The 21,029-nt window shown below is 60.6% G+C and carries 19 protein-coding genes; 11 read left to right on the top strand and 8 right to left on the bottom strand.

Translation table 11 applies throughout. The annotated features are described in order from the left end of the window. Positions 1–25: 25 nt before the first annotated feature. From ACYU8T_RS13665 to ACYU8T_RS13655, 3 genes are all read right to left on the bottom strand, one after another. The gene (locus tag ACYU8T_RS13665) at positions 26–919 is read right to left on the bottom strand and encodes an amidohydrolase family protein (RefSeq protein WP_461159900.1); all 894 of its coding nucleotides are present in this window, start codon (positions 917–919) and stop codon (positions 26–28) included. Continuing rightward, a complete protein-coding gene (locus ACYU8T_RS13660) occupies positions 916–2,085 on the bottom strand; it encodes an alpha-hydroxy acid oxidase (protein WP_461159899.1) in 1,170 nt (389 codons plus the stop codon). The genes ACYU8T_RS13665 and ACYU8T_RS13660 overlap by 4 nt, the downstream gene beginning before the upstream one ends. Positions 2,086–2,249: 164 nt before the next feature. Continuing rightward, positions 2,250–3,197, bottom strand: a complete 948-nt coding sequence (locus tag ACYU8T_RS13655; RefSeq protein WP_461159898.1) for a LysR substrate-binding domain-containing protein — start codon at positions 3,195–3,197, stop codon at positions 2,250–2,252. Between the two features lie 89 nt (positions 3,198–3,286). Between ACYU8T_RS13655 and ACYU8T_RS13650 the strand changes: the two genes are divergently transcribed. From ACYU8T_RS13650 to ACYU8T_RS13635, 4 genes are read left to right on the top strand one after another with little or no spacing between them, the layout of a single operon-like run. Next, complete coding sequence (locus tag ACYU8T_RS13650; RefSeq protein WP_097093441.1) at positions 3,287–3,838, top strand: thiamine pyrophosphate-binding protein; 552 nt, start codon at positions 3,287–3,289, stop codon at positions 3,836–3,838. After that, a complete protein-coding gene (locus ACYU8T_RS13645; protein WP_097093440.1) occupies positions 3,826–4,416 on the top strand; it encodes a thiamine pyrophosphate-dependent enzyme in 591 nt (196 codons plus the stop codon). Before ACYU8T_RS13650 ends, ACYU8T_RS13645 begins: the two co-directional genes overlap by 13 nt. 38 nt (positions 4,417–4,454) lie before the next feature. Beyond that, positions 4,455–5,945: an aldehyde dehydrogenase gene (locus ACYU8T_RS13640; RefSeq protein WP_461159897.1), complete on the top strand. Its 1,491-nt coding sequence runs from the start codon at positions 4,455–4,457 to the stop codon at positions 5,943–5,945. A 4-nt stretch (positions 5,946–5,949) separates the two neighbouring features. Continuing rightward, complete coding sequence (locus ACYU8T_RS13635) at positions 5,950–7,317, top strand: MmgE/PrpD family protein (RefSeq protein ID WP_461159896.1); 1,368 nt, start codon at positions 5,950–5,952, stop codon at positions 7,315–7,317. 65 nt (positions 7,318–7,382) lie between these two features. Here ACYU8T_RS13635 and ACYU8T_RS13630 read toward each other — a convergent pair whose 3' ends face one another. The 4 genes from ACYU8T_RS13630 to ACYU8T_RS13615 all read right to left on the bottom strand — a co-directional run bounded on the left by ACYU8T_RS13630 (position 7,383) and on the right by ACYU8T_RS13615 (position 11,120). After that, positions 7,383–8,183, bottom strand: coding sequence for an HTD2 family dehydratase (locus ACYU8T_RS13630; protein WP_461159895.1), 801 nt, complete (start codon positions 8,181–8,183; stop codon positions 7,383–7,385). Further along, positions 8,180–9,301: a CaiB/BaiF CoA transferase family protein gene (locus ACYU8T_RS13625; RefSeq protein ID WP_461159894.1), complete on the bottom strand. Its 1,122-nt coding sequence runs from the start codon at positions 9,299–9,301 to the stop codon at positions 8,180–8,182. The genes ACYU8T_RS13630 and ACYU8T_RS13625 overlap by 4 nt, the downstream gene beginning before the upstream one ends. Further along, positions 9,301–10,473 carry an acyl-CoA dehydrogenase family protein gene (locus ACYU8T_RS13620; RefSeq protein ID WP_201516578.1) on the bottom strand — a complete coding sequence of 391 codons (1,173 nt, stop codon included), beginning with the start codon at positions 10,471–10,473 and terminating at the stop codon, positions 9,301–9,303. Before ACYU8T_RS13620 ends, ACYU8T_RS13625 begins: the two co-directional genes overlap by 1 nt. A gap of 104 nt (positions 10,474–10,577) precedes the next feature. Next, positions 10,578–11,120: a cupin domain-containing protein gene (locus ACYU8T_RS13615; protein WP_461159893.1), complete on the bottom strand. Its 543-nt coding sequence runs from the start codon at positions 11,118–11,120 to the stop codon at positions 10,578–10,580. 159 nt (positions 11,121–11,279) lie between these two features. Here ACYU8T_RS13615 and aptA point away from each other — a divergent pair, with 159 nt between their 5' ends. The 7 genes from aptA (at position 11,280) to ACYU8T_RS13580 (ending at position 20,028) form a co-directional block, all read left to right on the top strand. After that, positions 11,280–12,599: an omega-aminotransferase AptA gene (aptA, locus tag ACYU8T_RS13610; RefSeq protein ID WP_461159892.1), complete on the top strand. Its 1,320-nt coding sequence runs from the start codon at positions 11,280–11,282 to the stop codon at positions 12,597–12,599. Positions 12,600–12,685: 86 nt separating this feature from the next. Further along, on the top strand, positions 12,686–13,486 hold the full coding sequence (locus ACYU8T_RS13605; protein WP_097093434.1) for a phytanoyl-CoA dioxygenase family protein: 801 nt from the start codon (positions 12,686–12,688) through the stop codon (positions 13,484–13,486). Positions 13,487–13,554: 68 nt separating this feature from the next. After that, entirely contained in the window at positions 13,555–14,601 is a 1,047-nt protein-coding gene (locus tag ACYU8T_RS13600; RefSeq protein WP_247229580.1) for a hypothetical protein, read from the top strand. Between the two features lie 230 nt (positions 14,602–14,831). Further along, positions 14,832–17,192, top strand: a complete 2,361-nt coding sequence (locus ACYU8T_RS13595) for a TonB-dependent receptor (RefSeq protein ID WP_461159891.1) — start codon at positions 14,832–14,834, stop codon at positions 17,190–17,192. Between the two features lie 68 nt (positions 17,193–17,260). Next, positions 17,261–17,647: a VOC family protein gene (locus ACYU8T_RS13590; protein WP_097093431.1), complete on the top strand. Its 387-nt coding sequence runs from the start codon at positions 17,261–17,263 to the stop codon at positions 17,645–17,647. Between the two features lie 48 nt (positions 17,648–17,695). Beyond that, complete coding sequence (locus ACYU8T_RS13585) at positions 17,696–18,091, top strand: VOC family protein (RefSeq protein ID WP_247229576.1); 396 nt, start codon at positions 17,696–17,698, stop codon at positions 18,089–18,091. 146 nt (positions 18,092–18,237) lie between these two features. Next, a complete protein-coding gene (locus tag ACYU8T_RS13580; protein WP_461159890.1) occupies positions 18,238–20,028 on the top strand; it encodes a flavin-containing monooxygenase in 1,791 nt (596 codons plus the stop codon). Between the two features lie 157 nt (positions 20,029–20,185). Here ACYU8T_RS13580 and ACYU8T_RS13575 read toward each other — a convergent pair whose 3' ends face one another. Continuing rightward, positions 20,186–20,974: an SDR family oxidoreductase gene (locus tag ACYU8T_RS13575; protein ID WP_461159889.1), complete on the bottom strand. Its 789-nt coding sequence runs from the start codon at positions 20,972–20,974 to the stop codon at positions 20,186–20,188. Between the last annotated feature and the right edge of the window lie 55 nt (positions 20,975–21,029).

The following is a 21,029-nucleotide window of genomic DNA, read 5'->3' as shown; positions in this document are numbered from 1 at the left end:
CCCCCGCAAGGCCGTCATGACGGTATCAGAAGCCATAGAAGCGTGCCGGATTATCGACGAGGATGCGGTTGCGCACCGTTTCGTCAGGCACCCATTCGGCGAGCAGGTCGAGCAGCCCCGATACCGTAGGCATGGGCCGCCACTGCGCGACGTGGGGCCAATCGGATCCCCAGACGCATCGATCGGGCGCTGCAGCGACCAGCGCCTGGGCAAAGGGGATGGAATCGCGATAACCCGGCTGTTCCGACATGCGGAAGGCGTCCGAAATCTTGACCCATCCGCCATCCGCGACCATCTGCACCAGCGTCTGGAACCCTGGATGATCGACGCCGACCTCATAGGGTATGTGTCCCATATGATCGATGACCCATGGGGCACGAAGACGAGCTATGCGGGGAGCGAGGTCCACAAGGTTTCGCCCGTCCAGCAGAAGCTGAAGATGCCAGCCCATTTCACAGGCCAGGGCGTCGAACCGCTCCAGATCCTTGAAACCTATGCCTCCGCCGTACAGACCCGCGCCATCGCGGATGAAATCGTTGAGGCGAAGGCCACGCACGCCCGCCTCATGCGCCCGTGCATATTCTGCCTCGGGCAGGTCAGCGGGCATCACTGCAACGCCGCGCAATCGTGTGCGATGCGCCGACAGTGTCTCATGGAGCAGCCGATTGTCCGTTCCATGCACGCTGACCTGTATAAGGACGCCCTTGGCGAAGCCCACAGCATCCAGCATCGCGAGATAGGCCTCCGCGCTGGCAGGCGGCGGGGTGTAGGACCGTTCTGCCACCAGCGGATATACCGGCGGGGCGCCGATGACATGGCAATGTGTGTCGATCGCGCCTTCGGGCATTACGAAACGGGTTGGCGGTCCCTGCTCGGCTGGTGGGCCGGGGCATGGGCGGGGCTGCTCGGTCTCTGTCATATGGCTGCTCCGTCCGTGCGGTGAAGATAATCCGGCCCAAGCTCATCCAGCGAGTTGGTCCCCAAGAGGGCCATGTTGCGGTCGATTTCCGCACGCAGCAGCCCGATGGCGTGGCGCACGCCCGCTTCCCCGTGAACCGCCGCAGCATAGAGGAAAGGCCGTCCAATCAGAACCATGCGCGCGCCCAAGGCGATCGCCTTCAATATGTCGCTGCCGCGGCGGAACCCGCTGTCGATCAGGACCGGCATATCGCCTGCTGCGGCGACGGCGCCGGGCAAGGCATCGAGCGTCGCAATCGCCCCGTCGAGCTGCCGCCCGCCATGGTTGGACAGGATGATCGCATCCGCCCCGACGCTGCGCGCCAAGCTGGCATCTTCCGCGTGAAGCAACCCCTTGATGACCAGATTGCCACGCCAGCGGTCCCGGATATGCCTGATCCCGTCCCAGGTCAGTCGGTCGCGCTGTCCGAAGCTGCGCTCCACATTTCGCGCGATCACTGGCGCGCCGCGCGTCGCGCTTGAATTCTCGAACGCTGGCATGCCATGGCGGAGCAGGGTCGGCGCAAAGGTGCCGAGCAGCCAGCGGGGGTGCAGCACCCCGTCCAGCGCCAGCCGAAGCGACGGCTTGAGCGGCGTCGAGAAGCGTTCGCGGATCAAATTCTCACGATTGCCCAGAACCGGCACATCCACGGAAATGACGAGCGTGCCAAAGCCTGCCGCTGTGACCCGGTCCACCACGCCGTCGATCCACTCGCGATCAGCGGGAAGATAGGCCTGGAACCAGCAAGAGGGCGAGACGGCGCGCACCTCCTCCAGCCGGATGAGCGATGTCGCGCTGAGCAGCATCGGCACATTTTCGGCGTGGGCGGCTCGCGCGAGGGCAATGTCCCCCCGCATGGCGATCAGGGCCGAAAGTCCCATGGGTGCTATGCCGAAAGGGGAACTCCAATTCTCACCGAATAGGGAAAGCTGCTGGGTCCGGCCCGCCATGTCCCGCAAAACGCGCGGGACGAAAGCGACCCGGCGCATCGCCTCTCGATTGGCGGCAACCGTCAGATTATCTTCGCATGCTCCAGCGACATAGCCGAACAGCGGGCGTGGCAAATGCGCGCGCGCAAGGGCTTCATAGTCCCCAAGGGAAAGGACGCCCGCTGCCTTCCGCTTCATCCGGGCCGATGGCTCGGCTTCCCGCCTATCCAACCCTGTCCTCCCCACCATTTCCTCGTTCCGGCATCGCGATGAAATAGCCCCCGCACTGCGCTCATAGTCATAGAACAGCTATCGCCACCTATGCCGGATCGATATGTCCGAACGGCGCCGATACCTCTCAATCAATATTGCAACTGCGCCTTCCAGACACCGCTATCCACCAGATGCTTGATCTCCTCACGCACCAGCCGAACGATGATCCGCGTCGAACGGGTCAGCTGCTCCTCGCGCGGCATGCCGAGCACCAACTGGCGGACGACGGGCGGATGGCCGATCGGCGCATAGCGCAGGATGCCAGCATCGACTTCCCGGCTCATCGATGAGAGTGGCAATACAGTATAGCCTAGACCGAATTCCACCAGCTCCTTCAGCACCAGAAAGGAGTCCGCTTCAAATCGGACATTGAGCGGAACACCGGCCTTGCGCGCCGCTGCCTCCACGATCAGCCGAAGTCCGTGCGACTGGCTGGGCAACACGATGGGCAGTTTGACGACTTCCTGGATCGAAATCGGCTTCGCAGGGTTCAGGTCGGAGGATGAGGGGCCCACAAGGACCAACTCCTCATACAGTATTTCCGCCACATTCATCTGGAAATCCGAAGCCGGTCCATAGAGCAGCGCGACATCGATCTCGCCTCTTTGCAGCCAGTCGATCAGGTGCCCGGCATAGCCCTCGACGATCCGCAGCGAGATATTGGGCGCCTGCTCCGCGACACGGCGGGCAAGCCGTCCAGCCAGAATATAGCTGACGGTCGGAGGAACCCCCAGGGCGATCTGCCCGCCTCCTTCCGCCGATCGATTGCGTATGTCGTCGAACGCCTGCCGGACCTGGCGCACGGGTCCTGCGATATGCTGCCGCAATTCCTCGCCAGCCGGCGTGAGCTGCATGCCCCTGCGATGGCGGTAAAACAGCGGTGTGCCTGCCTCTTCCTCAAGGATGCGCATCTGTCTGCTCAACGCGGGCTGAGCGATCCGCATCCTGTCCGCCGCCCGGCTGAGCGAGCCGAGCTCGGCGATTTTCAGGAAATGTTCAAGCCGCCGGAAGTCCACCTGCACGCGCCTTTCTATCATGCCCAACCGACATAGCTGGACGCGTATATTGTTCCTATTGGTTTAGCAAATCCCGCAATAGGCTTTGCGAAATCCACTTCGAGGGACACATGTCAGCCATTAGCGAGACGGAAACAGGGGCACATGCCGACTCCCCCTGGGCACCTATAATCTTCGACGCCTTGCAGCAGGCGAATGTCCGGCAGGTCAGCTATGTTCCGGACGCAGGCCATGCCCGGCTGATCCGCATGTGCAGCGCCGCCGAGAACATGAAGAGCATTGTCCTCACCACCGAGGAAGAGGGTATCGCCCTCTGCACCGGCGCGTGGCTGGGCGGGGAGCGGAGCGCCCTCCTCATGCAGTCGAGCGGGGTTGGCAATTGCATCAACATGCTCTCGCTGCTGGCGAGCTGCCGCGTTCCGTTTCTGACGATCGTCACGATGCGCGGCGAGTTTCAGGAATTCAACCCGTGGCAAGTGTCGATGGGCCGCGCGACGCCCGCCGCGCTTGAGATCATGGGCGTCACCACCATCCGCATCGACCGGCTTGAAGACCTCGCCCCGATGATGGCGTCCGCCGCGACCATGGCGTTCGAAAGCGATCAGCCGATCGCTATCCTGTTGTCGCAAAGCATGCTGGGAGCGAAGAAATGGCTGAAGTGAACCGTCTCCACCGCCGCCAGGCCGTGGCGGACCTGCTCGCCGATCGCAAGGATATGCTGATCGTCACTGGCCTTGGTTCCCCCACCTATGATGTCTTCGCGGCGGGCGACCATCCCGGCAACTTCTACCTGTGGGGAGCCATGGGCGGCGCGGCTTTGACCGGGCTCGGCCTCGCTCTGGCGCAGCCGGAGCGTCCAGTGACGGTCGTGACCGGCGATGGAGAGCAGCTGATGGGCATTGGCGGCCTTGCAACGATCGGCGTTCAGCGGCCGAACAACCTCTCGATCGTTGTTCTCGACAATGGCCATTATGGCGAAACCGGCGGACAGATGAGCCACGCGGGCGCAGGGATCAACCTGGCCGAGATGGCGCGAGTGTGCGGTTTTACGGAATGTTTCGAAGTCACCGATGAGGCGGGCATCGCTCGGGCGCGCGAAGCGATCGGCACGATCGGTGAAGGTCCGCGCCTGATCGTCATCCGCATCGTGCACGAGGAAACGCCGCGTGCCCTGCCCGCCCGCGATGGTGTATGGCTGAAGGCACGCATGCGCGAACATCTGGGCTTCGGGCCGAATTAAAGTAGCAGCAGGCCACGCTGGGCTAAGGGGAGAGTTTGATGGCTGAGGATCTGGTCCGGTTCCGCAATCTGCTGGCGGGGAGTGCGCGTGAGGCGGGTGGCGGCGAATGGCTGGAGAGCCTTGACCCCGCTACTGGCAAGCCCTGGGCTCTGATCCCGCGCTGCACCTCTGCCGATGTCGATGCAGCGGTGGAGGCGGCGCGCACCGCCTTCCGCTCACCCAAGTGGCGTGGCCTGACAGCAACCGCGCGCGGCGCCCTGCTCTATCGCTTTGCCGACATCCTCGCGGAAGAGGCGGAACGCCTCGCGCAACTCGAAACGCAGGACAATGGCAAGCTGATCGCGGAAATGCGGGCGCAGCTTGGCAATCTCCCCACCTATTATCGCTACTTTGCGGGTCTGGCCGACAAGATCGAGGGGCAGGTTCTCCCCATCGACAAGCCATCAATGCATGCCTTCACCCGCCGCGAGCCGCTGGGGGTGATCGCCTGCATCACGCCGTGGAACTCGCCGCTCATGCTGCTCGCGTGGAAGCTGGCGCCATTGCTGGCGGCGGGCAACACGGCGGTCATCAAGCCGTCGGAACATGCATCCTGCTCGACCCTCGCCTTTGTCGAACTGTTCGAACGCGCAGGCTTCCCGGCGGGCGTCGTCAATACCGTCACCGGCCTGCCACAGGAATGTGGCGAGCCGCTGGTCAAGCATCCTGACATTGCCAAGGTCGCCTTTACCGGGGGCGAACCCGGCGGCATCGCCGTCTATCGCTCCGCTGCCGAAAATCTGAAGAAGGTCACGCTGGAGTTGGGCGGCAAGTCGCCCAACATCATCTTTAACGATGCCGACCTGGAGCGCGCAGTTTATGGCGCGGTGTCCGGCATTTTCGCCGCATCGGGCCAGACCTGCATCGCGGGATCGCGCCTGTTGGTACAGCGCGACGTCCATGACGAGGTGGTGGAGCGTCTGGTCGCCCTGGCGGGCACCGCTCGCATCGGCGATCCGAAGCTGGCCGACACACAGGTCGGGCCAGTGACGACCCTGGCGCAGCGCGGCAAGATAATCGATCATATCGCGGGCGCTCGTCAATCGGGCGCAGAATGCGTGCTGGGCGGCGGCCTGCCTACGATTGCCGGGTTGGAGGACGGCTGGTTCGTGCAGCCCACCATCTTCACCGGCGTCAACAACCAGATGCCGATCGCGCGCGAGGAAGTGTTCGGGCCGGTGCTTGCCATCATCCCGTTCGATGATGAGGAAGAGGCGCTGTCGATCGCCAATGACAGCCCCTATGGCCTCGCTGCGGGCGTATGGACGCAGAATATCGGCCGCGCCATTCGCATGTCTGAACGCGTCGAGGCGGGCACGGTCTGGGTCAACACCTATCGCGCCGTCAGTTTCATGGCCCCGTTCGGCGGCATGAAGCGCAGCGGCATCGGACGCGAAAACGGGCAGGAGGCGATGGACGAATATCTCCAGACCAAAAGCGTATGGATCGACCTCGGCTCTCCGGTATCAAATCCATTCGTGATCCGGTGAGATCATGAAAATCACGGAAGCCTTGTCGGATTTCTGTGCCAACGTCTCGATAGCGTCCCTGCCCTCAGAGGTGGTCGAGCGCACGCCCCTTCTCCTGCTCGACCTCATCGGCAGCATCGTGCGAGCGCGCAGCGAGGCGGCGGTCGCTCCGCCCCTGCTCGCAACCGTAGCCGCGATGGGCATGGGCAATGGTGCAGCCCGCGTGTTCGGCGACCCGGCAGGCTATGCCCCGGCGGGTGCGGCGCTGCTCAATGGCGCGCTGGCGCATGCGCTCGACTTTGACGACACCCATGCCGCTGGGACATTGCATCCCGGCGCGCCGGTCATCCCGGCCGCACTTGCCGCAGCGGAGATTGTGGGAGCATCCGGCGCGGACATTCTAGCCGCAATCGTCGCTGGCTATGAGACTTGCTGCAGGATCGCTGTGGCACTGCCAGCGGGCGATCATTATGCCCGCGGCTTTCATCCCAGCGCGACCTGCGGCGTGTTCGGCGCTGCTGCTGCGGCGGCGCGGATATTCGGCCTTGATGCCGCAGGGATCAGCTCCGCGCTGGGCATTGCGTTGAGCCAGAGCGCGGGAAGCCTCCAGTTCCTGGCCGACGGAGCGCAGACGAAGCCGTTTCAAGTCGGCTGGGCAGCGATGGCTGGCCTTACCGCTGCGACATTGGCGCGCAATGGCTACAAGGGTCCGGCAGGAGCGATCGAGGGACGCCATGGCTTCCTTCAGGGCTACGCGCCTGCGCCACGGCCAGAGCGGGTCGTGCAGGATCTCGGCTCCGTTTACGAGTTGATGCATACCGGCATCAAACCCTATCCATCCTGTCGCTACGGCCATGCCGGTATAGACGCGGTGCTGGCGCTGCGGGCGGAGCATGGACTGTCGCCGGAGCAGGTGGACAGCATCACCTATGGCCTGTCCAACGCTGGCCTGCTGCTGGTTGGCGCGCCGATCGAGCATAAACGCAATCCACGCAACATCGTGGACGCGCAGTTCAGCGCGCCGTTCGTCCTCTCCTGCGCGCTGGTGACAGGCGCGATGGAATGGGACAGTTATCAGCGGTTGAACGACCCTGTCATCCGCACAATGCTGCCCAAGGTCGCCTGCATCCACGATCCGGAGATTGAGGCTGAGTTCCCGACCAACATGTCGGGGAAAATCACCATCTCCGCGCGCGGTCAGACATTCAGCCGCAAGGTGGTCGTGCCCCTTGGTGAACCCTCCAACTTCCTCGGGGCCGACAAGCTGATGGCCAAGTTCATCGCGCTTGCCGCTCCAGTGCTGGGAGCGGCCAAGGCGGACGCGCTTGCCACGGCTGCACTTGACCTTGCCTCACTGCCGGAGGTCAAAAAGCTGACGTGCCTGGCGTCATAGCCTCTCAGCTCTACAGCCTAAGGCGACTTAGCGATCTGGCGAATCTACCAATGAACAGGACTGGACTAGCGAGTTTCCACACGCGCCCGCATCGCCAGGCCGCCCGCGTGATCAATCGCCATCAAGTCGCCACCCATTCCCTCCGGTGACAGGCTAAAAGTAAACGGCTCTCCCGCAAAAATCGGCCGCTGCGCGCGGAAGGAGAAGCTTGAGACCTGCGCGGCTGGAGCATGGCGCAGGAAATGATCCATCAGCAATGTCGCGATGAAGGGGCCATGGACGACCAGCCCGGGATAGCCTTCTACATCCTGCGTGTAGGGCAAATCATAATGGATGCGGTGCGCGTTGAAGGTGAGAGCAGAGAAGCGGAAAAGCTGCACCGGATCGATCGTCACCACGCGCGCAACAGGCGGCGCAGGCGTCACTTCTTCGGGCGGCGGAGGAGCCCCGTTCCGCCCAGCTTCGCGATAGACGACGTCCTGCTCTTCCTCAACGCAGACCTGGCCGTCCACCTTCAACAGGTGCCGCAAGGTGACGAAGCGCATCCGCCCGGATCGCCCCTCTTTGTCGTTGATCGCGGTCGCGCTCGTTTCCCGCTCCACTTCGCTGCCAAGCAGGATCGGGGCGAGAAAACGCACACGGCTGCCGGCCCACATCCGGCGTGGCAAGCCATCATCCTCCCGCATCGGGTGACCGTCGGGTCCAATGCCTGATTGCCGCGCGTCCGGCGGAAACAACAACCAGTGCGCAAGCGGCGGCAACTCTCCCGCCCGCCACGGCGGCGTGTCGTGATCAAGCAGCGCCGCAAGCAAATGCGCTTGCCGGGCGGCGGCTATATCGGTGCGATGTTCGATCGCTCGGCTCACAGAAACTCCGCCCGGATCGCTTCATCATCGCCCCCCAAAGCCGGAACCGGCAGCGCAACCGCCTCCTCCCCATCCCATCTTACGGGCGAGGCTGGCAAGGCGACAGGGCCGGTCGGAGTTTCCGCGGTGACGCGGCGAAGCTGGCTGTGCCGCGACAAACCATCAACGCCGTTCAATCGTGCCCAAGCCGTGCCAGCCGCTTCCAGCCGGGCGATCAGTGCGTCAGGCATTTCGGCTGCAAAAACACGGCCGACCATCGCGTCCAGTTCTGGACGATTGGCGCAGCGCAGCGTGTTGGACGCATAGCGCGGGTCCGTCGCTAGGCCTGCATCACCCAGCACCGTGGCGCAGAACTTCGCCCATTCCCGCTCATTCTGGATCGACACCACGATCTGCGATCCGTCCGCCGTCGCAAAGGCACCATAGGGGGCGATCGAAGGATGCTTCAGCCCAGCGCGCGACGGCGCCTTGCCACCATAATCATAATGCAGCAGCGGCACCGTCATCCAGTCAGCCAAACCATCGAACAGCGACAACGCGATGCCGCGACCCTTGCCGGTCTGCCGCCGTTCGATCAGAGCCTGAAGGATCGCAGCATGCGCATTCATCCCGCAGGCGATGTCGGCCACCGAAACCCCGACCCGCGCAGGATCATCCGCCGTGCCGGTGATGCTGGCAAGCCCGGCTTCGCACTGGATCAGGAAGTCATAGGCCTTCATCCCCGCCGCATCGCCGCTCTCGCCATAGCCGGTGATGTCGCAGGTGATGAGGCGGGGATAGCGGGCGCGCAGATCAGCCGATCCGAAACCCGATCGCGCCGCCGCGCCCGGGGCGAGATTCTGGACGAACACGTCTGCCTTGGACAGCATCCGTTCCATCAGCGCCGCGTCGGCGGTATCCTTCAGATCAATGCGCAGCGACTGCTTGCCGCGGTTCAGCCAGACGAAATAGGCGCTCTCGCCATGCACAACGGAGTCATAACCACGCGCAAAGTCTCCCTCCGCCCGCTCAAGCTTGATGACCCGCGCCCCCGCTTCTGCAAGGCGGCTGGTGCACAGCGGCGCAGCCACCGCCTGTTCCAGCGAGACGACCAGCAAGCCTGCCAGCACTTTTCCCATCAGAAGCTCTTCGGCAGGCCCAGCACATGCGTCGCCACATGGCTGAGGATCAGGTTGGTCGAAATCGGCGCGACCTGGTAGAGGCGCGTTTCGCGGAACTTGCGCTCGATGTCATATTCTTCCGCAAAGCCGAAGCCGCCATGGGTCTGGACGCACATGTCGGCGGCGTACCATGACGCTTCGGACGCCAGCATCTTGGCCATGTTCGCTTCGGTGCCCGGCTGCACCCCCGCGTCGAACAGCGCCGCGGCCCGATCCACCATGGCAGCGGCGGCGGTCGTCTGCACATAGGCGCGCGCGATAGGGAATTGGACACCCTGGTTCTGCCCGATCGGACGGCCGAAGACGGACCTGTCCTTCGCATAGGCGCTCGCGCGATCGATGAAGAAGCGCGCGTCGCCAATACATTCCGACGCGATCAGAATGCGTTCGGCGTTCATGCCGGACAGGATGTACCGAAAGCCCTTTCCTTCCTCGCCGATCAGGTTCGCCGCTGGCACGCGCAAATCGTCGAAGAACAGTTCCGTCGTCGCATGGTTCAGCATGGTGCGGATCGGCCGAATGGTAAGGCCGTTGCCCACCGCTTCACGCATATCGACCAGCAAGACACTGATGCCATCGGTAGGCTTGGCGCATTCCTCACGCGGCGTGGTGCGCACCAGCAGGACCATCAGGTCGGAATGTTCAGCGCGGCTGATCCATATCTTCTGGCCATTGACGACATAGTCGTCGCCATCCCGCTTGGCGAAGGTCCTTATACGGGTCGTGTCAGTGCCGCTCGTCGGTTCGGTGACCCCGAACGCCTGGAGGCGAAGCTCACCCGAGGCGATCTTCGGCAAATAGCGTGCCTTCTGCTCCTCCGACCCATGCCGCAGGACAGTGCCCATGGTGTACATCTGCGCATGGGCCGCACCGCCATTGCATCCCGAACGGTGCACTTCCTCCAGCACCGCCGTTGCAGCAGCCAGCCCAAGACCCGAGCCGCCAAACTCCTCCGGGATCAGCACTGAAAGCCAACCCTCGCTGGCCAGCGCCGTCACGAACTCGGTGGGATAGCGCCGCTCAGCATCCAACTCCTGCCAATAGGCCCCGGGAAACCGCGCACAAAGCCGGCGGATGCCTTCGCGGATGTCTGAAAACGTCTCTTCTTGTTCGGGCGCGCCCATTTCCATCCCAATCATATCTAAGCTTGCCTGCCGGTATCGATGGATAGGCCATACTGAAAAGTACAGAAATCAAACTGAGCTATGCGAAGCTGGCATATAATCGAAATATCCTAGACGGTGGGAGGAGTGCACGCACTAATGCAGCGGGCCGGTTCATCCCCGACGCAGCGGAAGCGATGTGGCCGCCTGCTGTCGAAGTTGTAAGCGTCGCCAGGTCCAAGGATGCATCGTTCGTCATCGACGGTGATTTCAATGAAGCCTGATATCACCACCCCGCCCTCCTCGCCTTCATGAGTAAGGCTGATCTTCCCCGTGTCCGCGCCCGGCTGCCACGTCTCCGACAGGATCTGCAGTTGCCGCCCAGCCAGGTTGGATCCCACCTGGCGCAAGGACACGGACCCCTTGCCAATTTCCGTGAGTTCGGAAGCCTTATAGAAAGACTGAGGACGGTCCGGTTCGTCCATCGCGAAAAAATCGGACAAACTGACGGACATGGCATCGAGCACGCGCTTCAAGGCGCCGATCGACGGATTGGTGCCGTTCGATTCCATCAGCGAGATGGTAGAATTGGTGATCCCAGCACGTTTGGCCAGCGTGCGCTGAGATATTCCGGCCTTTTCACGCGCACGGCGCAGGCGCGATCCGATCTCCACTTCCGACACTGAAACGACTCTCCCTGTTGAATATGTTCGATATATCGAACATTCATCAAGGCATCCTATTGAAAATCAAGGATCTTCTTAAAAGCTGAAAACGCCTTGCGGCATGCCTGGATAAACGATCAACATGTCAACAAATTGACGGATGATCAAATGAAGACTTTGACCAACAGCGTAGCACTCGATGCCTATTGGATGCCCTTCACGCCTAATCGGAAGTTCAAGGCGGCGCCGCGAATGCTGGTCGAAGCATCCGGCATGTATTACCGCAGCGATGACGGACGCGACATACTCGATGGGTCAGCGGGCCTGTGGTGCGTCAACGCCGGCCATGGTCGGAAGGAGATTGCTTCAGCGGTCGCCGCCCAGTTGGAGGGCTTGGACTACGCACCAAGCTTTCAACTAGGCCATCCCCTTGCCTTCCGCTTTGCAGAACGCCTGGCCGAAATAGCGCCCCCGGGTCTCGACCGGATATTCTTCACCGGATCCGGCTCAGAATCCGTGGACACGGCGCTCAAGATCGCTCTCGCCTATCAGCGCGCGATTGGTCAAGGCACACGCACTCGGCTGGTTGGGCGTGAGCGTGGCTATCATGGGGTCGGTTTTGGCGGCATTTCGGTAGGGGGGCTGATCAATAATCGACGCGCCTTCTCCACCCTGCATGGCGTTGATCACATGCGGCACACACATGATCCGAGCCGCAACCTTTTCTGCAAGGGCCCTCCCGAACATGGCGCCGAACTGGCCGACGATCTGGAGCGGCTCGTCCAACTCCATGGCGCGGAAACGATCGCTGCGGTTATCGTCGAACCGGTTGCTGGCTCGACAGGGGTGTTGCTGCCTCCGCAGGGGTATCTGAAGCGGCTACGCGAGATCGCGACGCGGCACGGCATCCTCCTGATCTTCGATGAGGTCATCACCGGTTTCGGCCGCCTGGGCAGCCCCTTTGCAGCCCAGCATTTCGATGTCGCGCCGGACATCATGACGACGGCGAAGGGGCTGACTAACGGCGCCATGCCGATGGGTGCGGTGTTCACATCCCGCCACGTCCACGACGCCCTCATGCAGGGGCCCGAGGCCGCGATCGAGCTATTCCACGGCTACACCTATTCCGGCCACCCCGCCGCATGTGCAGCTGGTCTTGCCAGCCTCGACATTTATCAGCGCGAAGGCCTCTTCATGCGCGCTGCGGAACTTGAGGAGCATTGGCAGCGCAATTTGCTCTCATTGCAGAATGCGCCGCACATTGCCGATATCCGGGCCATGGGCCTGATCGCCGCGATCGAACTTTCGCCCCGACCCGATGACCCCGGATCACGCGGCTTTGATGTATTTGTGGACTGCTTTGAAAAGGGGCTTCTAGTCCGCGCCAATGGTGACACCATCGCACTCTCCCCACCACTCATCATCGATCGAGACCAGATCGATCGCATCACGCAAACACTCTTCGACATACTTAGAAAAACGAGGTGACGCAGTTTCGGTTTGAATCTGTTTCGGGCGACATCTCCCAAGAAGCCGGGATGACAACCATACGAGCTCAATGAAGGAGCTTCACAATGAGCGTGCAGCATCTGCCAAATACGGCAACGATCGAAGAAGCCACTGCAGTAATGCAGGAACATGGTCATGTCATTATCGATTGCCTGGTTCCTGAGTCGGTGATGGATCAGGTCCGATCGGACATGCAGCCATTCAATCCGCAGGCTCAGCTGACCGACGCAGAGTGGGGCGGGGACTATGCGCAACGGGTGGGCAAGCTGATCGCCCGATCGCCGGCCGGACGCGATCTGGCGATGAACCCACTGGTCTTAGGCGTGGTCAAGAACATTCTCAGCTGCGCATCGACGTTCCAGATTTGCACGACCGAGATGATCTCGCTCAACCCGGGTGCTCCGGCGCAAGTCATCCATACAGATGAACTTCTCTACGATGACTTCATATTCCCGGACGACTGTATCGCTTGTTGCAATACTCTATGGGCTGTCACCGACTACACTGAAGAGAATGGTGCCACACGCATCGTCCCCGGAAGCCATGCTCGTCCGCCTGCCCATTACAAAATGGAAGACACGCTGCCGACAGAAATGAAGCGGGGATCAGTGCTGATCTTCTCAGGCAAGCTTTGGCATGCCGGCGGCAACAACCGGTCAAATGATGTGCGTATTGCGCAGGCGATAAACTATTCCCTGGGATGGCTACGACAAGGTGAAAATCAATATATCGCCTGCCCCCCGGAAATCGCGCGGACCTTGCCTGACGATCTGCTCAAACTCATGGGATATCAGGTCGGTCCCAAATATGGATACGGCCATGCCGGAGCACAGGCCGATCCATTGAAAGCACTTAGGGAAAGCTGAGGGATATCTTTCTCTCACAGCGAGAACACAAAAAACAATTGGCTGTTCCGGCAGCAAAAGGAGAAATCATGAACACGCATTCTTTCCTGCGACCGATCGCTGAGCCTCAGCTTATAGAGAACGCGTTCAGCGAAGATCAGCGGCAGCGGCTTTTCTCTGTCTTGCGCAATAAGGGCCCCTGGACGACGATCCTGTCCCAGGAATTCAGTTCGCCTGAAGAGGTAATCGGCGCAACATCCGGCTCACTTCCTGAAGGATTCGTACCGACGTGGGACATGTTTCTCAGCCCGGTCTTTCGGTCAACGCTCGGCCGCGGCTATGCAAGCCTTTACCCAGAGGTCGAGGATTGCTTCTACAACAGCAAGTTTCTTGATCTCGCCCGGGGTTATTGGGGCGCCAAATATGCAGCGCCAAACCTCATGCTCTGCAATATTCAGGGGCCCGCCGGTGCGGGCGGGGCGCCTCATGTCGATGGCGCCGACTATCGGGGCGTGACCATTCAGAACACACCCGGCTGGCTTATCGGGCTTATGACCAAATGCGGGCTGTTTCGCCCTTGGCAGGTCAAGAAAGCGCAGGTTCTGACCTGGTACTATAAGGGGCAGATCGGCGGCGGATTCACCTATTGGCCTGACGGCCCCGAGGGGCAGCCCAAACAGCTTTATGCGCCGATGTGGGGCCGTGCTGCCGTCGTGGAAAATGAGGTCATGTATCACGGCGCCAATGCATGCGGCCCGGCTGAAATGCGCAAGCCCGAAGGCTTGGCAATCAATTCGGTGATCGCAGCCGACCCCAATTCGGACGGCTGGCAAATCAAGACGGATGGCAACGTCATTCAGCAGTTGCCCGCCGACGAAATCCGCCTGTTATTCCATTGGGGCGCCGACATGTACATGGACCTGGATGAAATGACGGTCGCGCTGGATCATAGTGACGACCTGTCTCATGAGCAGGTTTTCGATATCTTCCTGTCGGAACTGCGCGCGCGGGGCATAGCTTTCAAAACGCCGAGTGATCCGCTCCACGACCCTGAGTTCATCCAGTTGCTCACCAGCGTGTTCGAGCCAGGCTCGCCTACGATCATGCCCGCAATATACGATCTGGCGGCAGAATGAAGAAGCTCGTCGCCAATTACTGATGAATAACGACAGCCAATAGATTTTGGCACGACATTAAACGAATAAAGGGAGGCTGTTAAATGGTCGGATATACTAGGATTCGCATCGCCTTATTATGTTCAGTTACTCTTTTGCCTGTCGCCATTCCCCAGAATGTGCAGGCCCAGGGTCAAGATCAAGCCGTTGCGGAGCCCGATCCTAACAGCTTTCCTTCGAACGATATCGTCGTGACCGCCCAACGCCGTGATGAGCGCGCGCAAGACGTGCCTATAGCGATCACGGCCTTTTCTCCTGAGCGTCTACAGCAGCAAGGCGTTACGGAGGCGCAAAACCTGCAAGCGACAGTTCCCTCCCTGGTCGTGGGCAATAACGGAAATCCTTCGCGTGAAGCGCAGAGCTTCACGATCCGCGGCCAGGGTGCGACCTTCCAGGCGTCTCCTGGTGTAGTGGTGTACCTCAACGAAGTCCCGCTGCCCGCGTCCATTTCAACCCCGCAGCAGGGCGGCGCCGGGAACTTCGTCGATCTGGAGAATGTGCAGGTTCTGAATGGGCCGCAGGGCACGCTCTTCGGCCGCAACACCACTGGCGGCGCCGTTCTCCTCGTCCCGCACAAACCGACGAACAGATTTGAAGGCTATGCGCAGGCCAAGTTCGGCAACTACGATAATAAGCAGTTGGAAGGCGCGATCAACGTGCCGATCGTCGATGACAAGGTTCTCCTGCGCGTTGCAGGTGCCTATCATGACCGTGACGGCTACACCTATGATGTAGTCTGGGACAAGGATCGCGACAACACCCACTGGTATTCTGGACGCATCGGCCTGACGCTCAAGCCCTTCGAGGGGTTTGAGAACTACACCATGGCATATGGAGCCAATTCCAGGAACAATGGCACCGGCACGGTCAACACTGGGTTTAACATCGCTGCATTGTCAGACCCCACGCTCGGCTTTTGTCAGGAAGGCCCGACCATCCCCGGCGTGATCGCGTCATGCGATGTGTACCGGGCGGCTGTCGCCGATTCAGAAGCCCGCGGCCCGCGGCAGACGGCTCATGGCACCGACTCCTATCAAAGAACGAAGACGTGGGGCATTACCAACACCTCCTCGCTCGCATTGAACGACGAACTGACCCTCCGCAATATCGTAAGCTACCAGCGCTTCACCTCATCCTATAGCATCGATAGCGACGGCAGCGTCTTCCAACAGGAAGATAATGACCCACGGCGCTATCCTGCGCCGGGACAGGCAGTTTTGCCGGGCGATGGAACGCCGCTTACCTACCTGAATGCGACATTGACCGATCTTCCAAGGGACGACTTGAAAGTTTTCACCGAGGAACTGCAACTGCAGGGCAATCTGCTCGACAATCTTCTGACATTCACCACTGGCGCATTTCTCTACGACCAGCGTCCGGTAGCAAATCAGGGCGCCGGATCTGTCGGCTTTTGCCCTGCCGCCTTTACCGGTTTCTGCCCGGGATACGACATCAGATATTCGATCACCAACAGGTCCAAGGCGCTCTATGCGCAAGCGACTCTTGACCTTGGCCTGCTTACCCCCGCGCTCGCAAATTTGAAGCTCACGGGCGGATACCGGCATACCTGGGACAAGGTGAGCGGCACGGCGAATTTGTATCAGGCGGGCCCGGGCTTTGTCGCCTGCTATACCGATCCCACGATCCCTGCCACCACGCCTTCCGATTGTCAGTTTTCGGCTAATCTGAAGACCAATGCGCCAACGTGGAATATCGGCCTCGACTATAGGGTATCTCCTGCCCTGCTGCTGTACGGAAAGGTCAGTCGCGGCTACAAGGCCGGTGGCATCAACGCCAACGCCGTCTTTGCGAACACCCGTACATTCCCGCCCGAATATGTCACTTCTTATGAAGGCGGCTTCAAGTCGGACGTCCGTATTGCCGGCATGCCGCTCCGTTTGAACGCCACCTATTATTACCTGACGTACAAGGATATCCAGCGGGCGGCCGGTGATTTCAATCCTGGCACGCAGGCTGCTGGCGCTCAGGTTCTGAAGGCTGATGCCCGCATCCAGGGCGTAGAGGCGGAAGCTTCGCTACGGCCGTTCCCCGGCGTGGAGATCGGCGGCACATTCAGCTACACCGACGCCAAATATAAGCGGTACGAATATCAACCGAGCGTGCTGGTACAGGACTGCTCGGGCAACTTCGTCACCGCGCCTGGCACCGCAAACTTGACCTGTCTGCCGTTCCAATATGTCTCGCCCTACATCTACAGCATTCATGCCTCGGCTGAACAATCGCTTGGCGGCGATCTCGGCACGATCTCGTTCTTCGCGATCTACTCACATACATCTTCGCAGCACACGTCGGGCACCATAGTCCCGCCGAACGAGCCTGGCGAAAAGCTGGAGGCGTTTGGCACGCTCAACCTGTCGATCGATTGGAAGAAAATCGGCGGAAGCAATCTGGATCTCGGCCTTTACGGCACCAACATCACCAACAAACTGTACCGGGTGTCCAACAGCAATGTGTTCAATTCGGTTCTCTATTCTGCCACCCTATATGGCGAGCCCCGCATGTACGGCGTTCGTGCACGCTACTCCTTTTAGGGCGAGCACAGAGGCATCAAGAAATTGAATATCAAAAGCCGGTAATTTGATCGCAAAGAGGTAAATCGATGAGCAATACTTCCCTTTATTACGTCAAGTTGATGGTCGACGATGCGGAGGCTTTGGCGCCATTCTATCGTGAGGTCTTCGGAATGAAGGAAATCCGGCGTATTCACGAACCCGAACATGTACGCCCTCACCTGGAGATATATCTGTCGGCAGGAGAGACCGAACAATTGTGCCTGATGCAATATTTCAACAAGCCCACGCCCCAGCCTGGCGAAGTCAGGGTCGCCTTCACGGTTGGAAATGTGGACGAAGTCGTGGCGGCTTCGCAAGCCAGAGGCGGCGGCATAATCCTGCCGGCCGAAACGCTGGAGGCATATAATTTCCGCTGGGCAACGATTACCGATCCTGAAGGTCACGCCATCGAGGTCATGCAATTCGGCCTTTGACAAACATAGACCATATTTCAGTGATTTGATCACGATAGGAAAAAACCGATGAGCAAGATTTCCCTATATTATTTCAAACTGATGGTTGGCGATGCAGAGACATTGGTGCGTTTCTACAGCGACGCTTTCGGAATGAAGGAAGTGGGACGCTTCGACGGCCTCGAAACCGAAGAGCCCCACATAGAGATTTTCCTGAAGGCAGAAGGGGGAGAAAGCAACCAGCAACTCGCCTTGATGCATTATGTGAACAGGCCTACGCCAACGCCGGGAGAGGCAGCAATTGCCTTCATGGTCGACGATGTGGACGCCGTCGTGGCTGCAGCGCTGGCCGCGGGCGGCAGCATCGCCAGAGCGGCTGAGACGCTCGAGGAGCATAAGTTCCGCTATGCGATCGTGGCCGACCCCGAGGGTCATAAAGTCGAAGTCATGCAATTTGTCGCCTGACCACGGCAAATGAAGGAACGGGCGACGAGTCCCGCCGTCCTATCAATAGGACGGTCGGGACTGATTGCCTCTCGCATGGTCTATACTGATGTGGCGCATCGCGGGATGATATTCGAAGATGAATTTAAAGATTTTGGAGCTAGCTCATGAGCGATGTTAAAACAGCGGTCCGGATATCTCCTGAAGCGCTAAGAGAAAAATACCGCATCGAACGCGACAAGCGCCTGCGGGCCGATGGTCCGAGCCAGTATCTTGATCCCAACGCCGTTTTCCGCGACTTCGACGCCGACCCTTATGTCGAACCGGGCTTCACGCGCCCGGCGATCGTCGAAGAAACAGAGGTCGCAATCGTCGGCGGCGGTTTCGGCGGGCTCCTCACCGGTGCGCGCCTGCGGCAGCAAGGCGTCGAGGATTTCCGCATCATCGATCGGGCAGGTGATTTCGGCGGCACCTGGTATTGGAACCGCTATCCGGGCGCAGCTTGCGACATTGAAAGCTATATCTACCTGCCGCTGCTTGAGGAAACCGGCTACATCCCGACGGAAAAATACGCCAAGGCAGCGGAAATCTTCGGCTATTGCCAGCAGCTCGGCCGCCATTTCGACCTTTACGACCGCGCATTGTTCCAGACGCAGGTAACGGAAGTCCGCTGGGATGAGGGACGCGCCCGCTGGCTGGTGCGCACCAACCATGACGACGTGCTGGCGGCACGCTTCCTCGTCATCGCCGGCGGGATCATGCACAAGGCCAAACTGCCCGGCATCCCGGGGATCGAAACCTTCAAGGGGCACAGCTTCCACACCAGCCGCTGGGACTATGCCTATACCGGTGGCAGCCCGACCACGCCGATGGATCGCCTGAAGGACAAGCGCGTCGGCATCATCGGCACCGGCGCGACGGCGGTGCAGGCGGTGCCCAATCTTGCCCGCGACGCAGAGCATCTCTACGTCTTCCAGCGCACGCCGTCCGGCGTGGGTGAGCGGAACAATCGGCCGACCGATCCTGCATGGGCCGCTTCGCTCCGGCCAGGATGGCAGCAGGAGCGGATCGAGAATTTCGAGGCGCTGGTCGCCGGTCAGCCGGTCGAGCAGGACCTCATCAACGATGGCTGGACGCAGATTTCAGGCGGCGTCAATTTCGAAGGCGGCGCGGCTGATGACGATCAGTATGAACTGGCCGACTTCGCCCGCATGGAGGGCATTCGCGCTCGCATCGATCAGATCGTGCAGGATCCCGCCACGGCAGAGGCATTGAAGCCCTGGTATAACACCATGTGCAAGCGTCCCTGCTTCCATGACGAATATCTGCAAAGCTTCAACCGTCCCAACGTCACCCTGGTCGATACCGACGGCAAGGGTGTCGAGCGCATCACCCCCACCGGCGTGGTGGTCGGCGGCACTGAATATCCGGTCGAGTGCCTCGTCTATGCATCGGGATTCGAAGTCTCGACAGGCTATACCCGCCGCCTCGGCTTTGAACTGTACGGCAAAGGCGGGCAGTCGCTGACCGACGCGTGGAAGGACGGCGCCGCCACCCTGCATGGCATGTATACGAAGGGCTTCCCCAACCTGCTGATGTCCAGCCTGGTCCAGGGCGGCACCGGCGTCAATGTCGTTCCCATTCTCGATAATGTCGCGACACAGACCGCCTACACGATCAAGCGCATGGTCGACCTGGACGCCCGGGCCTTCGAACCGACCGAGCAGGCGCAGGAAGACTGGCTTGGCGTGCTCATGTCGCACCTGACAGGGACCGGCAAATTCTCCACCGAATGCACCCCGGGCTTCTACAACAACGAAGGATCGCTCGGCGACCACAAGATGGCCCGCAACGCTCCCTATGCCGGTGGCACCCTGGCCTATTTCGAAGAACTGAAGAAATGGCGCGAAAAGGGCGATCTCGAAGGACTGGAAGTTTCCAGGAATTCGGAAGCCTAAAGACAGCGACCAAGCTATCCGGATTTTGGCGCCGATTTCGTGCATCGACATCCGGAAGTTCGAGTCGGCCCGCCTCCGGGTGGCAAAGTGCTGTAGTGACGCTTCAATCTGGCTGACCTTCCATCTTGCGGAAGGTCAGCCAATCTCCATTATCGGTTCATTGCTCTGCCCCGAAAATGGCATAGACTTCCGCAATGGACGGATTACGCCGCAGCGTCTGGCCGCCACTGACATGGATCACCTGACCTGTAACAAAGCTCGACTCTTCGCTCGCCAGCCATAGCGCGGCGTTGGCGACATCCGCAGACATGCCCGGCCGCCGGAGGGGGATTTCTCGCATATAAAGTTCGCGCATCGCCGGGATGGCCATTCCCCCGCCCGACATGGGTGCATCCGCGACGCCGCCAGCCGCGATGCTGTTGGCCCGGATGCCCCTCTCGCCAAATTCATTCGCGATCGTGCGGATGACGTGATCGATACCGGCCTTGGTGCCCATATAGGCGGCATGATCCTCGAACATGATCGTCGCCGTCACCGATGAGATTTGGATGATGGACCCGCCATGCTGCATGGTCCGCACCAGCGTCTGAAAAAACTGGAATGGGCCGGTGAACTGGACAGCGGCCATGCGCTCCAGCTCGTCACGGCTTGTTTCCAGAAACGGCTTGAGCAAGCCCCAGCCGGTGCTGTTGACGCCGATGTCGAGCCCGCCCATCTTGTCGGCGGCATCCTCCACCGCCTTGTTGAGACTGGCTTCGTCGGTGATGTCGCAGGCGACCCATTCCGCCCCGATCTCGTCCGCAATCTGTTGCAGCGGTTCCGTCCTGCGGCCGGCAATGACGACCTGTGCACCATGATCGATATAGGTACGCGCGATGGCGGCGCCGACATTCTGTGGAGCGACGCCAAGGATAATGGCCCGCTTGCCGCTCAATCGACCGCTCATCTACTCTCTCCCAATTTTCTCGTCACGCTCGGCGTTAGTGGACCGGCCTGCTGTT

The organism is Sphingobium sp. TomMM35A (assembly GCF_054771735.1).
Note: the sequence above shows the minus strand (reverse complement) of the source record. Positions and strands in the feature narration are given on the sequence as shown.

What these genes read in the sequence shown, in the direction of transcription:
- ACYU8T_RS13645 (WP_097093440.1), top strand. Translation starts at nt 3,826, where the DNA reads ATGGCTGAAGTGAACCGTCTCCACCGCCGCCAGGCCGTGGCGGACCTG.
- ACYU8T_RS13640 (WP_461159897.1), top strand. Translation starts at nt 4,455, where the DNA reads ATGGCTGAGGATCTGGTCCGGTTCCGCAATCTGCTGGCGGGGAGTGCG.
- ACYU8T_RS13665 (WP_461159900.1), bottom strand. Translation starts at nt 919, where the DNA reads ATGACAGAGACCGAGCAGCCCCGCCCATGCCCCGGCCCACCAGCCGAG.
- ACYU8T_RS13625 (WP_461159894.1), bottom strand. Translation starts at nt 9,301, where the DNA reads ATGGGAAAAGTGCTGGCAGGCTTGCTGGTCGTCTCGCTGGAACAGGCG.
- ACYU8T_RS13600 (WP_247229580.1), top strand. Translation starts at nt 13,555, where the DNA reads ATGAACACGCATTCTTTCCTGCGACCGATCGCTGAGCCTCAGCTTATA.
- ACYU8T_RS13575 (WP_461159889.1), bottom strand. Translation starts at nt 20,974, where the DNA reads ATGAGCGGTCGATTGAGCGGCAAGCGGGCCATTATCCTTGGCGTCGCT.
- ACYU8T_RS13660 (WP_461159899.1), bottom strand. Translation starts at nt 2,085, where the DNA reads ATGAAGCGGAAGGCAGCGGGCGTCCTTTCCCTTGGGGACTATGAAGCC.
- ACYU8T_RS13635 (WP_461159896.1), top strand. Translation starts at nt 5,950, where the DNA reads ATGAAAATCACGGAAGCCTTGTCGGATTTCTGTGCCAACGTCTCGATA.
- ACYU8T_RS13655 (WP_461159898.1), bottom strand. Translation starts at nt 3,197, where the DNA reads ATGATAGAAAGGCGCGTGCAGGTGGACTTCCGGCGGCTTGAACATTTC.
- ACYU8T_RS13580 (WP_461159890.1), top strand. Translation starts at nt 18,238, where the DNA reads ATGAGCGATGTTAAAACAGCGGTCCGGATATCTCCTGAAGCGCTAAGA.
- aptA (WP_461159892.1), top strand. Translation starts at nt 11,280, where the DNA reads ATGAAGACTTTGACCAACAGCGTAGCACTCGATGCCTATTGGATGCCC.
- ACYU8T_RS13590 (WP_097093431.1), top strand. Translation starts at nt 17,261, where the DNA reads ATGAGCAATACTTCCCTTTATTACGTCAAGTTGATGGTCGACGATGCG.
- ACYU8T_RS13605 (WP_097093434.1), top strand. Translation starts at nt 12,686, where the DNA reads ATGAGCGTGCAGCATCTGCCAAATACGGCAACGATCGAAGAAGCCACT.
- ACYU8T_RS13620 (WP_201516578.1), bottom strand. Translation starts at nt 10,473, where the DNA reads ATGGAAATGGGCGCGCCCGAACAAGAAGAGACGTTTTCAGACATCCGC.
- ACYU8T_RS13650 (WP_097093441.1), top strand. Translation starts at nt 3,287, where the DNA reads ATGTCAGCCATTAGCGAGACGGAAACAGGGGCACATGCCGACTCCCCC.
- ACYU8T_RS13585 (WP_247229576.1), top strand. Translation starts at nt 17,696, where the DNA reads ATGAGCAAGATTTCCCTATATTATTTCAAACTGATGGTTGGCGATGCA.